This window comes from Bacillus sp. PPSBB_2 (assembly GCF_045291115.1).
Lineage (GTDB): Bacteria > Bacillota > Bacilli > Bacillales > Bacillaceae_G > Bacillus_A > Bacillus_A cereus.
In genome coordinates, this window is record NZ_CP147983.1 from 756184 (window position 1) to 773787 (window position 17604).

Sequence of the window (17604 nt, forward strand, 5' to 3'; positions counted from 1 at the left end):
GATGAAGAAAATACACATTCTAGCGCTTATCCCAGTTCTTTGTTTAGTAGTTGGGCCAATATTTGCGAATTCAGTTACTCCTTACGTATTAGGGATGCCATTTTTATTATTTTGGGTATTATTATCAGTGTTTATTACATCTTTTTGTATGTGGCTTGTGTACGTGTTTGATCCTGCTAATAAGGAGGATGTAAAATGACTGCATTACTTATCATTATTTTATTTTTGTTTCTCGCACTATTTTTAGGGATTCGGGCACAACATGGAAAAGATATGAATTTAGAACAATGGTCAGTTGGAGGAAGAGGATTTGGCACTATTTTTGTTTTTCTCCTTATGGCAGGTGAAATTTATACGACGTTTACATTTTTAGGGGGAAGCGGCTGGGCGTATAGTAAAGGAGCACCTACCTTTTATATTTTGGGATATGGTGCTTTAGCTTATCTTTTATCGTATTTTTTATTGCCACCCATTTGGAAGTATGCGAAAGAGCATAACCTTGTTTCACAGTCGGATTTTTTTGCGAAGAAATATAGAAGTAAAGCGCTTGGACTTATTGTTTCGATTGTTGGTGTTGTTTCCATCATTCCATATCTTGTTTTACAGTTAAAAGGACTGGGAATTATCGTTTCAGAAGCTTCTTACGGAAGGGTGTCACCTGTTGTTGCAGTATGGATCGGTGCTATTGTTATAACTATATATGTAATGGTTTCAGGTATACATGGTTCGGCTTGGACGGCTGCTTTGAAGGATATTATGATACTGTTTATCGTTATGTTTTTAGGTATATATTTGCCGTATCATTATTATGGAGGATTTCAGCCGATGTTTGAGGCTGTAGAGGCAGCGAAACCGGGATTTTTATCTTTACCTGAAGAAGGAATGAGTATTTCTTGGTTTGTTTCTACTATTATATTAACGGCCCTCGGTTTTTATATGTGGCCTCATACATTTGCTTCTGCTTTTTCTGCAAAAAATGAAAAAGTATTTCGTAAAAATGCAGCAATTATGCCATTGTATTCTTTAGTTTTACTTTTCGTATTTTTTGCAGGATTTGCTGCTATATTGCAAGTTCCTGGGTTAAAGGGAGCGGATGTAGATCTTTCGTTATTCCGTCTTGCTTTACAAACTTTTGATCCTTGGTTTATTGGAATTATTGGTAGTGCGGGAGTATTAACGGCATTGGTTCCAGGGTCTATGCTTGTTATGGCGGCTTCTACACTGTTAGCAAAAAATATTTACCGAACGATAGTCCCGTCTGCTTCAGATAGACAAGTTGCTAAGATGGCAAAATTATTTGTGCCTGTAGTAACGCTCGTGGCAGTTTTATTTACATTTAAGGGAGGAGAAACAATAGGAGCACTTCTATTAATGGGATACAGTATCGTTACGCAACTTTTCCCTGCACTTGTATGTAGCTTGTTTCCACGTCAAATTATTACGAAGCAAGGGGCGATTGCAGGAATGGGAGTTGGGCTATTAGTGGTCGCATATATTACCTTATCTGGTTCAACTATAGCCACGATGTTTCCGAGTTTCCCGCAGTATATAAAAGATTTGAATGTAGGTATAGTCGCATTGTTAATTAATATAATTGTGATGTTTGTAGTTAGTGGATTTACAAAAGGTGTATTTATAAAGAAAAACACTATAATAGTAGAAAAGTAATTCGTTTATCCTGCATTAACGGGCAGTAAGACCCCCACCTCAAAATTCAGCGGAAGCAAAGAAGTTAGGTGGGGATTAAACTGTCCGTAAAAGCCCGATTGGTGAGGGTTGATTAAAGTTTTACTTTATTAGAGCTATCTTTGAAAAGAGATAGCTCTTTTTTTGTATATATTTCCTTCTATTAGCGGAATCTAACTAAAAACTTGTTGAAAAGGAAGCTAGGTGGGGAAATTGTTAGAGCTTGAAGGTAACTTATTTGAAGTTATGAAAGAAATTAGGGATGAGTTAGGTTCACCTAATGATTTAACAATTAGAGAAGTTGCTCTTGCTGGGAGTTTTACACGTTGTGCGGTTGTGTTTTTATGTGGATTGACAGATAAGGATAATGTTTATAAATATGTCATTCGCACACTGCAATACGAAGAAATTATAAATGAGGAAGCTGTTGTTCAAACGTTATTGGATCGTTTTATTTCTATCGCAGAAGTGGGTGTAAAGACGAAGTTTACAGATATTATGAATGCGATATTAGCGGGAGATACAGTTATATTAATTGATAATATTCAAACCGCTATCGTTATTAATAGTAGGGCCTGGGAGAAGCGAAGTTTAGAACCACCAGTGACAGAGGATTTAATACGCGGACCGAGAGTTGGATTAAATGAAGATATTAATGTGAATAAAATGTTAATCCGACGCAGTTTACGCGATCCAAAGTTGAGGTTCCAATCTTATATTATGGGGAAGCGATCGCAGAAAGAAGTAACCCTAGTATATATAGAGGATATTATTAATCCTCACATTGTAAAAGAGTTAGATCGCCGTCTTCAATCAATAGTGACAGATGTCGTTTTGGAAACAGGTACGATTGAACAATTAATTCAGGATAATAATTTATCCCCATTTCCACAGTTTTTGAATACAGAGAGGCCTGATAATATTATAGCCTCATTAGCGAAAGGGAAGGCGGCCATTTTAGTAGACGGATCCCCGTTTGCTCTTATTGCACCACTTGTGTTTGTTGATATTTTTCAATCTGTAGAAGATCATTACGAGCGCTGGGTGATTGGAACGTTATTAAGATTTTTACGTATGGGTTCAGGTATAATTGCGGTTTTGTTACCAGCTATGTATGTAGCACTTGTATCTTATCATCAAGGACTTATTCCTTCTAAACTGGCTTATTCAATTGCAGGTGCGAGGGAAGGTGTTCCATTTCCAGCATATATTGAAACGTTAATGATGGCCTTGACTATGGAATTAATACGAGAAGCTGGAATCCGATTGCCGAAACCGATGGGACAAACGATAGGGATTGTAGGAGGTCTTGTAATTGGAGAAGCTGCGGTAAATGCAGGGATTGTAAATCCGTTTTTAGTTATTATTATTGCAGTTACTGCGATTGCTACGTTTTCGCTTCCTGTATATAGTATTACGATTACGTTCCGAATTTTACTTTTCGTCTTTGTATTAGCTGCAACGGCTTTTGGGTTGTATGGGATCATTCTAGCTCTGATCGCACTTGCTATTCATATTACAAATTTAACAAGTGTTGGTATACCGTATACAACTCCAATTGCTCCTGCATTTTATAAAGATTGGAAAGAAGAATTTATTCGCATGCCAAAATCGATGTTGAAAGATAGACCAGAGTACTTACAAACAAAAGATTCTACAATACGTCCAAAGGAGCGAAAATAAGTGAAACCATTTGAGTATGGCGATGAAGAGATTGGATCTCGTGAAATTGGGTTTGCGGTATCATCGACCATTATTGGTATAGGGGCATTGTCTATGCCAAGAGATATCGCTAACCAAACTTTATTTTCGGACGGTTGGATTATCTTGCTTTTGGGTGGATTGATCTGCGCAGTTTTAGGCTGGTTTGTGACGAGAGTGGCTATCTTATTTCCAAAACAAAATTTTGTTCAATATACGAGTGCGCATTTGACGAAGCCTGTTGCATACACAATTAGTAGTATTTTAGTATTAACGTTTGCTGCTTTGACAGCATATGAATCGCGAATGATTTCAGTTATTTCTCAAACGTATTTATTTAGTGATACACCAATACAACTACTGTCTTTCTTCTTCTTATTAGTTGTTATTTATGGAATAGCAGGATCAAGAGCAGCCTTATTAAGGTTAAATGTTTTATTCTTACCTATTGTTTTAATTGCGATAGTACTTCTTTCTTTATTGAATATAAATTTAATGGAAATAAATAATTTACTACCAGCTTTTCAAACGAAAGTAAGTCAATATGCTGTTGGAGTTAAAAATTCTATTTTTACGTTTATTGGATTTGAAGTAGCGTTATTTTATGCGGTTTTGCTGAATGATAAGACAGCGAAAAAAGCGCCAATGGCAGTCGCGAAAGCGGTGATGGTAAACGTGCTGTCATACATTTTAATTTATGTAACTTGTATTAGTGTTTTTACTTATATGACAACACGTGGATTGACATATCCAACAATTGAATTAGGGAAAGAAATTGAAATTGGTGGAGGATTTTTAGAAAGGTTTGATGCGATTTTTTTTACGACTTGGATTATTACTATTTATAACACTACAGCAATGTATTATGACGTCGCATCTTTATTGTTTTGTGCTATGTTTCCGAAAGTGAAGAAACAAATTTTTATTTTCGTAAGTGCCCCTATTATTTTTATGGTGAATATGATACCTAGTAGTTTGAATACTTTATCAAGTTATGGGACTTATTTAGCTTGGATAGATATGGGGTTTGTTTTGTTAGCTCCTTTGCTCGTTTTGATTGTATATAAAATAAAAAGAAGGAATGGTGGAAATGAAACACCTTCTTAAAATTATAATGGTTATGGCTTTAACTGGATTTATGAGTGGGTGTTCTGAGTTAGAAGAGATAGAAGAAAGAGGATTTGTAGTAGGAGCGGCTTACGATATTGTGAAGGAGAAGAAAGCGAATCCAATTATGAAAGGGACCTATCAGATGGTACTCCCCAGTAAATTGTCTCAACAGGGTGGACAAGGGGGTGGGGATAGCGAAAATTATATTAATGTTAGTGCAAAAGCAGATAGTGTATTTGAACAAATAAGAATAATCGCCAAAAAAATTAGTCGTACATTATTTTTCCCTCATATACAGGTGATTATTTTCTCTGAAGAATTACTTTCACATCCATACATTTTACAAAATACGTTAGATGTATATATTCGCGATCATGAGATGAGAAGAAATATTCGTTTGTTCGTTTCTAATAAAAATGCCGAAGCTATTTTAAAACAAAGTGCCAAGCCTGAAAATTTACCGGCGCAGTATATTGATATGTTAGCTGAACACCCTCCGAAAAATGCCCAAATGATTGAGGCTGCAAGAATTGGTGAGGTGCAGGAAAAGATGATCTCTAACCGAAGTTTTGTATTACCTATTCTGGAACTAACAAAACAAGGAGTACAAATGAACGGTGCAGCATTGTTTCGTGGAAAGGATAATAAGTGTGTAGGCAATTTGAGTGGGGAAGAAACAGTAGGGATGAATTATATAATAGGTAAAAAAATTGGAGGTTTTTTTACCATCCGTAAAAAGAATCAACTTATTACATATGAAATTCATAAGTTACGTCGAAAAATTAAAGTATCCACAACGAATGCTACAAAACCGAAATTTAATATTCATTTATTTCTGGAAGGTACAATAGCTGAGTTGAACTTTAGTGATCATAAAAAGGTTTTGAATGAAAAGAGTTTAGAGAAGGATATATCGGAAGAAATGGAGGAGCGTATTCAAAAATCGATTAAGCTTGTTCAAAAAAAATATAAGGTAGATGTATTAGAGTTAGGGGAAGTGTATAAGCGACATAATTATAAAGAATGGACAAAAATAAGTAAGAATTGGGATCAAGGCGAAAATTACTTTAGTAATGCTGAAATTACTGTTCATGTTCATCCAACAATTGAACATTCAGGTTCAGCTTTACCGAAAAGAGTGAAATAAGGTGATGAAAGTTGTTTACTGGATTAGGAATTAGTTGCACGATATTAATGGCAGTTCTTCCAGGAACTATATATTTTATTCATAAAAAACTCACAACGTATGGAGCACAGCCGTGGAATACTGATGTGCAAAAAAAGAAACCTGAATAATTTCAGGTTTCTTTCGTGCAAAGCATATGTGAAGGGGGATACCTTCTATGTATGCTTTGCTTTATACAAGCCCTAACCAATGTACCAATTGTGTAGAGAGGAATGTAACAACAATGGCGATAACGGTAGGGATTGCAAACGATAAGAATGTCCATTTTGCACTTTTTGTTTCTTTGTATATGTTAACTAGTGTTGTTCCGCACGGGAAATGAAGAAGTGAGAACAACATTGTGTTTAACGCTGTTAACCAAGTCCAACCATTTTCTAGGAATAGATTTTTAATTTGATTAAAATCATCTATTTCAGTTAAGGCCCCAGTTGATAAGTAAGACATTAATAAAATTGGGATTACAATTTCATTAGCGGGTAGTCCAAGAATGAATGCAGCTAGAATAAAGCCGTCAAGTCCTAACATTTTAGCAAATGGATCTAGGAAGTTTACAAAATACATAAGTAAGCTTGTGTCACCAATAAAAATGTTAGCAAGTAACCAAGTTAATGCAGCCGCAGGGGCAGCAACAACTATAGCTCGTTTTAAAACATAGATTGATTTATCGAGTGTTGCGCGAACAATTATATTCCAAACTTTTGGCTTGCGGTACGGAGGTAACTCAAGTGTGTAGTGAGTTGGAACCCCTTTTAAGGCTGTTTTTGATAGTACCCAAGAAACAGTTAATGTCATAATAACACCAATTACAACCATTCCGACTACAACGCCAGCAGTAACCAATGTTTGCATACTGCCTGTATAACCAGCAGCCATAAATAGTGAAGCCATTAAAATTAACATAGGCCAGCGACCGTTACAAGGAACGAAGTTGTTCGTTAAAATTGCTAGCATACGTTCACGTGGTGATTCAATGATACGTGTTGACATAATGGCTGCTGCATTACAACCAAATCCCATTGCCATTGTTAAAGATTGTTTCCCGTGTGCGCCGGATCGTTTGAATAAGCGGTCCATATTAAACGCGACACGTGGTAAGTATCCGTAGTTTTCTAATAGCGCGAACATAGGGAAAAAGATTGCCATAGGTGGTAACATAACGCTAATAACAGCACCGATACCACGGAACAAACCAAGTATTAAAATGCCATGTAACCATTCAGGTGCATGCGCAGCTTGGAACCAAGATGTTAAATATCCTTCGGCCCATCCGAAGAATTCGGCAATCATATCAGATGGTACGTTAGCGCCTGCAATTGTAAGATAAAAAATAATAGATAAAATACCGAGCATAATTGGGAATCCCCAGATTGGAGATGTGAAAATTTTATCTAGTTTTTCGGAACGATATAATTTATCAGTATTTGTATATTGGACGGATTCTTTACATATGCTTGCAGATGTTCGGTAAATATCTCCGACTATATCATCTCGTATATCTTCTTTTGAAAGTGTTTGTGCATGTTGAATAATATAGTCTAATGGAAGAGCTTTACTGGCTGAGTGAGATTCCATTAATTACGACCTCCCTTACAAGTGGTTCATTATGGTGTTTTTGAAGTGTAGTTAAGAAATTTTTATCTCCATCTAATATACGTAACGCAATCCAACGTGCTGGATACGTATCACCGAACACTTTATAAATTTGTGGTTCTAATTCCTGAATCATATTTTCGAGTTTTTCGCTGTAAGTAATTTTAATTGGTGCTGGAATTAGTTTTTTATTTGCTACTTTTGCAATAACATTTAGCAAATGACCAATACCTACTCGGTTACGTGCTGAAATTTTAACGACAGGCACACCAAGTGATTTTGCTAATTTCTTTTCATCAATAAGGATGCCTTTTTTCTGGGCTTCATCAATTAAGTTAATGCAAATGACTACATTATTTGTCATCTCCATCACCTGGAGTGCTAAATTTAAATTTCTTTCCATAGCAGTTGCGTCTATAACAACTACAGTTACTTCTGGTTTTTCAAATATAATATAATCCCTCGCTACTTCTTCGTCTGCGGAATTTGAGTATAGTGAGTAAGTTCCCGGTAAATCTATTAATGTATAATTACTTCCGTTATGTTCATATTCTCCTTCAGCTTTTAAAACAGTTTTTCCCGTCCAGTTTCCAGTATGTTGTTTTAAGCCTGTTAAAGTATTAAATAATGTACTTTTCCCTGTATTCGGGTTACCAGCTAAAGCGATACGATGTTTGCTCATCTGAAATCATCTCCTATTAATACCCCGAAAATAAGGGAGCTTTCTTCTTTACGCAGTGCAATAGTTGTGTTGCTCACTTGATAAGCGACCGGATCTCCAAGTGGACTGTGTTGCAATACTTTAATCGTCGCCCCCGGGATAAATCCCAAATCTAATAAGCGTCGTTTCATAGTTCCTTCTAATTGTATCTTCTCAATTTGTACAAACTCCCCTATTTTAAATTCGGAAAGTGGTTTTATATTAGCCGATACCATAAAAGTTACCTCATCTCTATATTTTTAGTTTGAGTTTAAAAAGTTTCCTAAGGTAAACTTTTTGTTAGTAATATAGTAGACTACATTGGATTATGTTGTCAATTAGTACTTTAAAAATATTCATTTATTTTTAGAATTGTTCCAATTTATTTAGTTGTACTAAAAAATATTACTGAAATTATTTTTAATGTGCATAAATTAGGTGTGTAAAAATTACAAAATACAGCGGAATTGTAAATGTAACTTTAACGAAAAGGGAAAAAGAGAGAAAAACATTTACATTGAATTTACATTGTTAAGAATATATTTACATTGCAGCGTAGTTAGTGTGGTTTTTGTTGGGTTATTTAACTATAAATGTTGGGATTTCTAGCTTTTAAAGATTATTATCGTCATTTACTTAAAATTAAAAATTGCTTAACACTCACATAATATTGTTGTCCTACAATGAATTTGTGTTCGAAAGAAAATGAATTCGAAAAGTGATAATCCAAATGGGGGTACAAGACATGGTTATGAAAAAAGGTATTAAATTTTCTTTAGCAGCTTTAGTGGTAGCAGGAGCATTAGTTGGTTGTGGGAAAGCAGAAGATACAACTAGTAAAGACACTGCTAAAGGAAGCGATAATACAAAACAAGAATTATCAGGTACGATTGCAGCGGCTGGTTCTACAGCTCTTCTACCTCTTGCGGAGGAAGCTGGAAAGAAATTCATGGAGAAAAATTCAAAAGTTTCTATTCAAGTTCAAGGTGGCGGTAGTGGAACTGGGATTAACCAAGTAGCATCTGGTGCAGTACAAATTGGTAATTCAGATGTTCCATCCGGAGATAAAATAAAAGATGCTGAAAAGGCGAAAGAATTAGTAGATAACAAGGTAGCGGGTATTGCATTCGCTCTTGTCGTAAATAAAGATGTAAAAGTTGATAACTTAACAATGCAACAAGTACAAGATATCTTCACTGGAAAAGTAACAAATTGGAAAGAAGTTGGCGGAAAAGATGAAAAAATCAATGTGATTAATCGTCCAGCTTCATCTGGTACACGTGCTACATTTGAAAAAACGATTATGAAAGACGCGAAAATTAATGATGGAACTGGTACAACACAAGATTCTAACGGTGCAGTAGAGCAAGCGATTAACTCTACTCCTGGTTCGGTGAGCTATTTAGCAATGTCTTACATGGTGGGCGAGAAAAAAGGCGCACTACAAACAGTGAAAATTGATGGTGCTGAACCGAAAGTTGAAAACATCGCGTCTGGTAAATATCCATTCTGGTCTTACGAATATATGGTAACAAAAGGTGAAGCGAAGGAAGCGACGAAAGCTTACATCGATTATGTAAAAGGTAAAGATTTTGAAAAGCAAGTAGAAGATATGGGCTACATTCCAATGTCTAAATTAAATAAGTAATAAAATTTTATGGGGCTGGCTGCAAGGCCAGTCCCGTTCATTTCAATCTGTGAAGTGGGGTCTGTCCTGTGATGAAGGGGAAAAAACAAATTAATTACGTGAAAAGTGAATATATAGGAAGATCACTTGTTACGTTTTGTGGTATTTTTATAGTTTTAATTACATTAGCTATTATTGCGTTTATTTGTGGGAAAGGTATTCAATCTTTTACACAAAGTGGTATCTCATTTACTGAGATGTTAACATCGACAAAATGGAATCCAAATGCTGATCAAGGATCCTTCGGGGCTTTAATTTTCATTGTAGGTTCAACGGTGGTTTCGTTAGGTGCGGTTATTATTAGTGCACCAATTGCTATAGCTCTTGCTATATTCATGAATTTAATTTCGCCAAAGTTTGGAAATAAAGTATTGAAGCCTGTTCTAGAATTGTTAGTTGGTATTCCTTCGGTTGTATACGGATTATTAGGGGTTACGATTTTAGTACCGCTATTACGTGATTCGTTTGGGGGAGTAGGCTTTAGTTTAATTGCAGGTATTGTTGTATTAAGTATTATGATTTTACCTACTATTGCTAGTATCGCTTCTGATGCAATACGTTCTGTTCCATTTGATTATTTAGAAGCTTCTTATGGTCTAGGATCAACGAAATGGCAAGCGATTAGCCGAGTGATTGTTCCTGCTGCGAAAAAAGGGATTTTAACAGGTGTTGTTTTAGGCTTAGCGCGTGCTTTCGGTGAAGCGTTAGCGGTTCAAATGGTAATCGGGAATACGATTAAATTACCAGAAGGAATATATAGTCCGACAGCGACGTTAACTGGTATTTTAACAATGGACATGACGAATACATTGAACGGAACTGCTTGGAACAATGCGCTATGGACTTTAGCGATGATTTTACTTGTTATTTCATTCCTGTTTATTTTAGTAATTCGAGCGATTGGGCAAAGAGGTGAGCGATAATAATGAATGCAAGAACGGTAAATAAAGTTTGGACAGGTATCTTTTATGCGGTTGCGGCTTTAGTTGTAGCTTTGCTAGTGTTCTTAGTATTTGAGATTTTACAAAAGGGATGGGGATTTTGGGATCCTAATTTCTTGTTTGGAGAACCAAGCAATACAAGAGCTGGTGGTGGGATTGGTCCGCAGTTATTCAATTCATTCTACATGCTTGTTATAACGCTTATTATATCTATTCCTCTTGGATTAGGTGCTGGAATATATTTAGCAGAGTACGCAAAACAAGGACGTTTTTTAAATTTTGTTCGTCTATGTATAGAGACGATGGCGTCTTTACCTTCTATTGTTGTTGGTTTATTTGGTTTGTTAGTGTTCGTTACAATGACAGGTTGGGGATACACAGTAATGGGTGGTGCTCTTGCTTTAACTATTTTAAATTTACCAGGTTTAACGCGTGTTTGTGAAAATGCGATTTCAGAAGTTCCTCAGAATGTAAAAGAGGCAAGTCTTGGATTAGGTGCAACGAAGTGGCAAACAATCGCTCGTATTATTATCCCATCGTCATTACCACAAATTATTACAGGGATTATTTTAGCGGCGGGTCGTATATTTGGGGAAGCGGCAGCATTAATTTACACAGCGGGTTTAACATCCCCGATTTTAAATTCAGCAGCGGATTTCTCAAGTCCTGCGCATCCTTTAAATCCGTTTAGACCAGCTGAAACATTAGCGGTTCACATTTGGAAATTAAATTCTGAAGGAGTTATTCCAGATGCGAAGTTGATTGCGACAAAATCTGCAGCTGTATTAATTATTATGGTATTACTATTCAATGTTATTTCACGCTTGATAGCATCTATATTACACAAGCGCTTTACAGGAACGAAAAGAAAAAGTAAAACAACGAAAAAGGTAAAAGCGGCATAAATTATAAAGAAGAACTCTCTATTTATAAGTAGGGGGTTCTTTTGTATTTTAATATAGAAGGAATGGATGTAATGATTGTTGAATTTTTGATTAATTATAAAGAAGAACAGATATAATTTAGAGAGGAGTTTTAATTTGTTTTTTCTGCAAATGTCAGGTTTTCCTGGGTCAGGAAAATCGACAGTTTCTAAGTATATAGCGAAATTAACAGGTGCTGTAATTATAGATCATGATGTTTTGAAATCCGCGTTGTTAAAATCATTAAAAGTAAAAGGAATTGAATCAACGATTGTTGGTGGGCTTGCGTATGATGCCGAATGGGTATTGATTGATTCTTATTTAGAACAAGGGCATAGTGTTATATTGGATAGTCCGTGTTTATATGAGGGAATGGTTGAAAAAGGGATTGAACTATCAAATAAACATGGTGTGAAATATAAATATATTGAGTGTTATCTTAATGATATGGAAGAGATTAATAGGAGACTGCAAACACGTAAGCGTATGATCAGTCAAATTGAAAAGGTGGAGTCGGAAGTAGGTTTTAAAAAGTGGTTAAATGGTAGTAAAAGACCTTCAAATAATGAATACCTTATTGTGGATTCTAGTAAACCTATAGAGCGATATGTGGAAAAAATGATGGATTATATGACTAAATAGAGAGAAGGCGTTATCTTCATTTGTGAAGATAACGCCTTTTGTTTTTAAATATCAGGTGTTTCTGTAGAAGTGCTTATTTTCCTACGAGAGCGTCTTTTTCTCCCGATTTTATCTAATAGTTCATACATAACTGGAACGACTACTAATGTAAGAGCAGTTGAGACTGCCAAACCGCCGATGACAACGACGGCTAAACTTTTTGATACCATACTTCCTGCTTGGGATTGGCCAAATAGGAGTGGGAGCATAGCAACGATTGTTGTAATAGCTGTCATAATAATTGGGCGTAGTCTAGTAGAACCTGCTTCAAGTAAGGCTTCTCTAGTTTCCATTCCATGTTCCCGATTTTGTTGGACTCTTTCTATTAATACAATAGCGTTTGTAACAACAATCCCAATTAACATTAATGCGCCGATCAAGGAATTTACATCAACAGGTGTTCGTGAAATGATTAATCCTAAAATACCACCGACAGCAGCTAATGGTAAGGAGAATAGGATTGCAAAAGGAGCACGTGCTTGCCCGAAGGTGATAACCATAATTAAATATACAATCCCGATTGCAATCCCCATAATTTTGAATAAATCTGTAAAATTCTCTTGCATAGATTCAGTAGCTCCTGCGATATTTACTTTTGCACCACCAGGTAAATCTAAGTCAGTCATCGCTTTATTTACTGCTGTGTTTACTTTACTCAAATCTTCATTTGAAGCTTCGGCTGTAATTTGGATTGTTTCTTTTCCGTCTTTATGGAAAATTTCTGTTTGTGTTTGTTTTTCTGAAATAGTTGCGATGTCTTTTAAAGGTATTGGTCCATTAATAGGTGATAGTATGTTTGTATTTAAAATATCTTCTTGTTTATTAATGTTTTCTTTTTTGTGTTCTATCATAATAGTAGCTTTTTCATTATTAATTGTAATTTCGCCAATAGGTGATTTCTTCATAAGGAATGCTACGTTGCGCAGCTATTTCTGGTGTTAAACCTAGTTGTTCAGCCTTTGTTTGATCAATATGAATTTGCCATTCTTTCTTAGAGTCTTCTAAATTTGTTTTTACTTTAGAAAGATCATTCATGCTTTTTAGTTTTGTTTCAACGATAGTAGCCGCCTCTTTTAAATCCGCTTCGTTAGTAGCTGTTACGTTAAATTGTAAGTTATTACCGCCGCCAGAGCTTGAATAACTTGTTTTTATATAATCAAGTTCAGCAGGCTCAAAAGTTTTATGTTCCTTTTTTAACTCTTTAATATATTGATCAATATCAGAACCTTTTTTAAAGACTACGAATATACTAGCGAGGTTATTTTTAGTTGTTTGCCCCCATTGTGCATCTTCTGCGCTAGATCCCATTCGTAAAATAACGTCTGTTATATCTGAATTAGAAAGTAATTTCTTTTCAAAATCAAATGCTTTTTGTTTTTGAGATTCAGCATTATAATCGGCTGGAAATGTCATGTTAATAGATAACATTGTGTCGTCTTCAGATTTTATGTTTGCTTTCGGTAGTAATATATAAGCTGCAATTGATCCTACAAATAATAAAAATGCAGTAAGTAGAATAATGAATTTATGAGAAAGAGCCCACTTTAATGTAGCGACATATCGTGATGAAGAACTTGGCTTTCGATGCTTTGTTTTTTTGAGTAGTAAAAAAGCCATAAGTGGAACAACTGTTAGTGCAACGATTAAGGATGATAATATAGAATATACAACTGCTAATACCATAGGTAACATTAATTTTCCGATTGCTCCTGATACGAGGCCGATAGGTAAAAAAACAGCGACCGTTGTTAAAGTAGAAGAAGTAATTGCGACTGCGACTTCTTTCGTTGCATCGAGAATGATATCTTTAGAGAAAGAATCTTTTTGTAAACGGCGGAAAATATTCTCGATGACAACGATACTATCATCGACGAGACGTCCAACCGCAACAGCTAAACCACCGAGGGTTAAAATGTTAAGTGTAATGTTAGATTGATGTAGTAAAAAGAGTGTTAATAAAATGGATAATGGAATACTGACAACAGCGATGAGTGTTGTTCGGAAGTTACGTAAAAAGATTAAGATAATTAGAGTTGCCGCGATTGCTCCAAGTATTACTTCTTTTCCCATGCTAGTAACAGCATTTTCAACTTGTTCATGGGTTGAAGCCAAAAGTTTAATGGAAAATTGATCTTTATATTCCTTATCTATCTCTTTAACTTTTTTATCAATCTCTTTTCCAATGGCAACTGCATTTTTACTCGGTTCTTTCATGATGATTAATCCTGTGCCTTCTTCTCCGTTTATATGTGAGATTGTATCGTAGTGTTGTTTGATTTCAATTTGAGCAATGTCTTGCAATTTCACTTGGGGTGCCACAGTGATGTTTTTAATGTCATTTACATTTTTTATGTCCCCAATGACGCGGAGGTTGTATTCTTCCTGATTAACAGTAATTGCCCCAGCTGGAGTAGAAGTTTCTTTTCCTTGTAAAACAGTTAGTACCTGCTGTGATGTTACGTTTTTGTTTTTTAATTGGTTCTGATCAAGTACGATAGATAATTCAGAGGTGGATTTTCCGAAAAACATAACGTTGGCAACACCATCAATGTTTTCGAGTTGTGGTACGATTTCTTTTTCAATTTGTTTTTCATCTGCTTTTGAAAAACCGTTTTGTTTCTGGATAGTAATTTGGGCGAGTGGAATCATAGAAGTGTTTAATTGACTAACTACGGGCTTGGTTACATCTTTAGGTAATTTAATTGTATTGACGGCTTTTTCGACTTCGCGTGCTGCATCTTTCATGTTTGCTTTTGATGTATACGCAATGTCGATACGTGATAATCCCTCGTATGTAGAAGAAGTAATGGTGTCGACGTGTTCTAAATTGCGAAATTGTTTTTCGAGAGGATCAGTTACATCCTTTGTCATCGTTTCAGCGTCGAGTCCTTGAGATAAGGTTGTGACGGTAATTGCTGGATTGTCGATACTCGGTAAAAATTCCATAGGTAATTTAGAGCCGGAATAAACACCGAGTATGGAAATGAGAAAAATCATGATGATAATGGCAGCTCGGTTTTTTAATGAAAACTTTGTTAACCTATCCATAAAATAATTCCTCCATTGGTTTATTTATAGTTGAGTGCGTCCTTTCTTACTATATAACAAAAAATGGATATTTTTCATTAATTAAATGTAAAAAAATTCTAACAATATCCTTAAGTTTGTATTAGGATTGGAATGTTGTTAATTTGTAGGGGGTAAATTTTTGAATGAGAAGGAAGGGGATAATGCGCGCGAGTGGCTGTTTAATGTAGATGGGATTTTTTCTTAAGGCTAATTTGTATAGTTATTTTATAGAAGGATAATGATTATAAGCTTTAATATAGAAGAGAATGAAAATTTGGGAAGGCATTGTGAAATACAATTTGGTTGAACGGAGTGTATTAGCATACAATTAGAATAACTATTTTCAGTAGTAAGGATAATAGTTACTTCTATAGAAGGAAGTAGGGTAGATAATTTTTTTATATTTTTATAAAAAAACACTTGTTATTTAAAAAGTGTGATGGTATATTAATAAACGTCGCTGATGCGGAAACGCAGAAAACGACAAAAAAGAAATTTTAAAACTTAGTTGACATCGAAAAATTAAGATGTTAATATGATGAAGTCGCTTCTGAAGCGGCGGACAAGTTCTTTGAAAACTGAACGAAACAAACAACGTGAAACGTCAATTTTTATTTTAGATGCTAGACAAACTAACTTTATTGGAGAGTTTGATCCTGGCTCAGGATGAACGCTGGCGGCGTGCCTAATACATGCAAGTCGAGCGAATGGATTAAGAGCTTGCTCTTATGAAGTTAGCGGCGGACGGGTGAGTAACACGTGGGTAACCTGCCCATAAGACTGGGATAACTCCGGGAAACCGGGGCTAATACCGGATAACATTTTGAACCGCATGGTTCGAAATTGAAAGGCGGCTTCGGCTGTCACTTATGGATGGACCCGCGTCGCATTAGCTAGTTGGTGAGGTAACGGCTCACCAAGGCAACGATGCGTAGCCGACCTGAGAGGGTGATCGGCCACACTGGGACTGAGACACGGCCCAGACTCCTACGGGAGGCAGCAGTAGGGAATCTTCCGCAATGGACGAAAGTCTGACGGAGCAACGCCGCGTGAGTGATGAAGGCTTTCGGGTCGTAAAACTCTGTTGTTAGGGAAGAACAAGTGCTAGTTGAATAAGCTGGCACCTTGACGGTACCTAACCAGAAAGCCACGGCTAACTACGTGCCAGCAGCCGCGGTAATACGTAGGTGGCAAGCGTTATCCGGAATTATTGGGCGTAAAGCGCGCGCAGGTGGTTTCTTAAGTCTGATGTGAAAGCCCACGGCTCAACCGTGGAGGGTCATTGGAAACTGGGAGACTTGAGTGCAGAAGAGGAAAGTGGAATTCCATGTGTAGCGGTGAAATGCGTAGAGATATGGAGGAACACCAGTGGCGAAGGCGACTTTCTGGTCTGTAACTGACACTGAGGCGCGAAAGCGTGGGGAGCAAACAGGATTAGATACCCTGGTAGTCCACGCCGTAAACGATGAGTGCTAAGTGTTAGAGGGTTTCCGCCCTTTAGTGCTGAAGTTAACGCATTAAGCACTCCGCCTGGGGAGTACGGCCGCAAGGCTGAAACTCAAAGGAATTGACGGGGGCCCGCACAAGCGGTGGAGCATGTGGTTTAATTCGAAGCAACGCGAAGAACCTTACCAGGTCTTGACATCCTCTGAAAACCCTAGAGATAGGGCTTCTCCTTCGGGAGCAGAGTGACAGGTGGTGCATGGTTGTCGTCAGCTCGTGTCGTGAGATGTTGGGTTAAGTCCCGCAACGAGCGCAACCCTTGATCTTAGTTGCCATCATTAAGTTGGGCACTCTAAGGTGACTGCCGGTGACAAACCGGAGGAAGGTGGGGATGACGTCAAATCATCATGCCCCTTATGACCTGGGCTACACACGTGCTACAATGGACGGTACAAAGAGCTGCAAGACCGCGAGGTGGAGCTAATCTCATAAAACCGTTCTCAGTTCGGATTGTAGGCTGCAACTCGCCTACATGAAGCTGGAATCGCTAGTAATCGCGGATCAGCATGCCGCGGTGAATACGTTCCCGGGCCTTGTACACACCGCCCGTCACACCACGAGAGTTTGTAACACCCGAAGTCGGTGGGGTAACCTTTTTGGAGCCAGCCGCCTAAGGTGGGACAGATGATTGGGGTGAAGTCGTAACAAGGTAGCCGTATCGGAAGGTGCGGCTGGATCACCTCCTTTCTATGGAGAATTGATGAACGCTGTTCATCAATATAAGTTTCCGTGTTTCGTTTTGTTCAGTTTTGAGAGAACTATCTCTCATATATAAATGTATGTTCTTTGAAAACTAGATAACAGTGTAGCTCATATTTTTTAATTTT

Annotated in this window: 13 protein-coding genes, 1 rRNA gene and 1 pseudogene; 11 read left to right on the top strand and 4 right to left on the bottom strand. The window is 36.8% G+C overall.

The window, feature by feature from the left end; translation table 11 throughout:
* Position 1 precedes the first annotated feature (1 nt).
* The 6 genes from V6946_RS03680 to V6946_RS03705 all read left to right on the top strand — a co-directional run bounded on the left by V6946_RS03680 (position 2) and on the right by V6946_RS03705 (position 5793).
* Positions 2-199, top strand: a complete 198-nt coding sequence (locus V6946_RS03680; RefSeq protein ID WP_006919289.1) for a DUF3311 domain-containing protein — start codon at positions 2-4, stop codon at positions 197-199.
* On the top strand, positions 196-1668 hold the full coding sequence (locus V6946_RS03685; RefSeq protein WP_000125937.1) for a sodium:solute symporter: 1473 nt from the start codon (positions 196-198) through the stop codon (positions 1666-1668). The genes V6946_RS03680 and V6946_RS03685 overlap by 4 nt, the downstream gene beginning before the upstream one ends.
* Positions 1669-1890: 222 nt before the next feature.
* Positions 1891-3369 (top strand): spore germination protein GerLA, encoded by a 1479-nt coding sequence (gene gerLA, locus V6946_RS03690; RefSeq protein ID WP_366981890.1) that lies wholly within the window; start codon positions 1891-1893, stop codon positions 3367-3369.
* Entirely contained in the window at positions 3370-4494 is a 1125-nt protein-coding gene (gerLB, locus tag V6946_RS03695) for a spore germination protein GerLB (RefSeq protein ID WP_000802009.1), read from the top strand.
* On the top strand, positions 4478-5644 hold the full coding sequence (gene gerLC, locus V6946_RS03700) for a spore germination protein GerLC (protein ID WP_366981892.1): 1167 nt from the start codon (positions 4478-4480) through the stop codon (positions 5642-5644). Before gerLB ends, gerLC begins: the two co-directional genes overlap by 17 nt.
* Positions 5645-5655: 11 nt before the next feature.
* Positions 5656-5793 carry a hypothetical protein gene (locus tag V6946_RS03705; protein WP_000493997.1) on the top strand — a complete coding sequence of 46 codons (138 nt, stop codon included), beginning with the start codon at positions 5656-5658 and terminating at the stop codon, positions 5791-5793.
* 61 nt (positions 5794-5854) lie between these two features.
* Here the strand turns inward: V6946_RS03705 and V6946_RS03710 are convergent, their stop codons facing one another.
* Genes V6946_RS03710 through V6946_RS03720 form a run of 3 tightly spaced genes read right to left on the bottom strand, consistent with a single transcriptional unit; the run spans position 5855 to position 8209 of the window.
* Positions 5855-7255, bottom strand: coding sequence for a nucleoside recognition domain-containing protein (locus tag V6946_RS03710; RefSeq protein ID WP_366981893.1), 1401 nt, complete (start codon positions 7253-7255; stop codon positions 5855-5857).
* Positions 7233-7955: a FeoB small GTPase domain-containing protein gene (locus V6946_RS03715; RefSeq protein ID WP_366981895.1), complete on the bottom strand. Its 723-nt coding sequence runs from the start codon at positions 7953-7955 to the stop codon at positions 7233-7235. Before V6946_RS03715 ends, V6946_RS03710 begins: the two co-directional genes overlap by 23 nt.
* A complete protein-coding gene (locus tag V6946_RS03720) occupies positions 7952-8209 on the bottom strand; it encodes a FeoA family protein (RefSeq protein ID WP_006919286.1) in 258 nt (85 codons plus the stop codon). The genes V6946_RS03715 and V6946_RS03720 overlap by 4 nt, the downstream gene beginning before the upstream one ends.
* Positions 8210-8718: 509 nt before the next feature.
* Here V6946_RS03720 and V6946_RS03725 point away from each other — a divergent pair.
* From V6946_RS03725 to V6946_RS03740, 4 genes are all read left to right on the top strand, one after another.
* The gene (locus V6946_RS03725) at positions 8719-9621 is read left to right on the top strand and encodes a phosphate ABC transporter substrate-binding protein PstS family protein (protein ID WP_000245108.1); all 903 of its coding nucleotides are present in this window, start codon (positions 8719-8721) and stop codon (positions 9619-9621) included.
* A 71-nt stretch (positions 9622-9692) separates the two neighbouring features.
* Complete coding sequence (pstC, locus tag V6946_RS03730) at positions 9693-10583, top strand: phosphate ABC transporter permease subunit PstC (protein ID WP_000676676.1); 891 nt, start codon at positions 9693-9695, stop codon at positions 10581-10583.
* A 2-nt stretch (positions 10584-10585) separates the two neighbouring features.
* Positions 10586-11506, top strand: a complete 921-nt coding sequence (pstA, locus tag V6946_RS03735; protein ID WP_000994141.1) for a phosphate ABC transporter permease PstA — start codon at positions 10586-10588, stop codon at positions 11504-11506.
* A 135-nt stretch (positions 11507-11641) separates the two neighbouring features.
* Complete coding sequence (locus tag V6946_RS03740) at positions 11642-12166, top strand: ATP-binding protein (RefSeq protein ID WP_000465756.1); 525 nt, start codon at positions 11642-11644, stop codon at positions 12164-12166.
* Between the two features lie 44 nt (positions 12167-12210).
* On the opposite strand, the pseudogene V6946_RS03745 reads toward V6946_RS03740, so the two are convergent.
* Positions 12211-15253 (bottom strand): annotated as a pseudogene (locus V6946_RS03745) (efflux RND transporter permease subunit).
* Positions 15254-15912: 659 nt separating this feature from the next.
* Between V6946_RS03745 and V6946_RS03750 the strand changes: the two are divergent.
* Positions 15913-17464 (top strand): 16S ribosomal RNA (locus V6946_RS03750).
* The last annotated feature ends 140 nt before the right edge of the window (positions 17465-17604 follow it).

What these genes read in the sequence shown, in the direction of transcription:
- V6946_RS03680 (WP_006919289.1), top strand. Translation starts at nt 2, where the DNA reads ATGAAGAAAATACACATTCTAGCGCTTATCCCAGTTCTTTGTTTAGTA.
- pstA (WP_000994141.1), top strand. Translation starts at nt 10,586, where the DNA reads ATGAATGCAAGAACGGTAAATAAAGTTTGGACAGGTATCTTTTATGCG.
- gerLC (WP_366981892.1), top strand. Translation starts at nt 4,478, where the DNA reads ATGAAACACCTTCTTAAAATTATAATGGTTATGGCTTTAACTGGATTT.
- V6946_RS03685 (WP_000125937.1), top strand. Translation starts at nt 196, where the DNA reads ATGACTGCATTACTTATCATTATTTTATTTTTGTTTCTCGCACTATTT.
- V6946_RS03715 (WP_366981895.1), bottom strand. Translation starts at nt 7,955, where the DNA reads ATGAGCAAACATCGTATCGCTTTAGCTGGTAACCCGAATACAGGGAAA.
- pstC (WP_000676676.1), top strand. Translation starts at nt 9,693, where the DNA reads ATGAAGGGGAAAAAACAAATTAATTACGTGAAAAGTGAATATATAGGA.
- V6946_RS03725 (WP_000245108.1), top strand. Translation starts at nt 8,719, where the DNA reads ATGGTTATGAAAAAAGGTATTAAATTTTCTTTAGCAGCTTTAGTGGTA.
- V6946_RS03710 (WP_366981893.1), bottom strand. Translation starts at nt 7,255, where the DNA reads ATGGAATCTCACTCAGCCAGTAAAGCTCTTCCATTAGACTATATTATT.
- V6946_RS03720 (WP_006919286.1), bottom strand. Translation starts at nt 8,209, where the DNA reads ATGGTATCGGCTAATATAAAACCACTTTCCGAATTTAAAATAGGGGAG.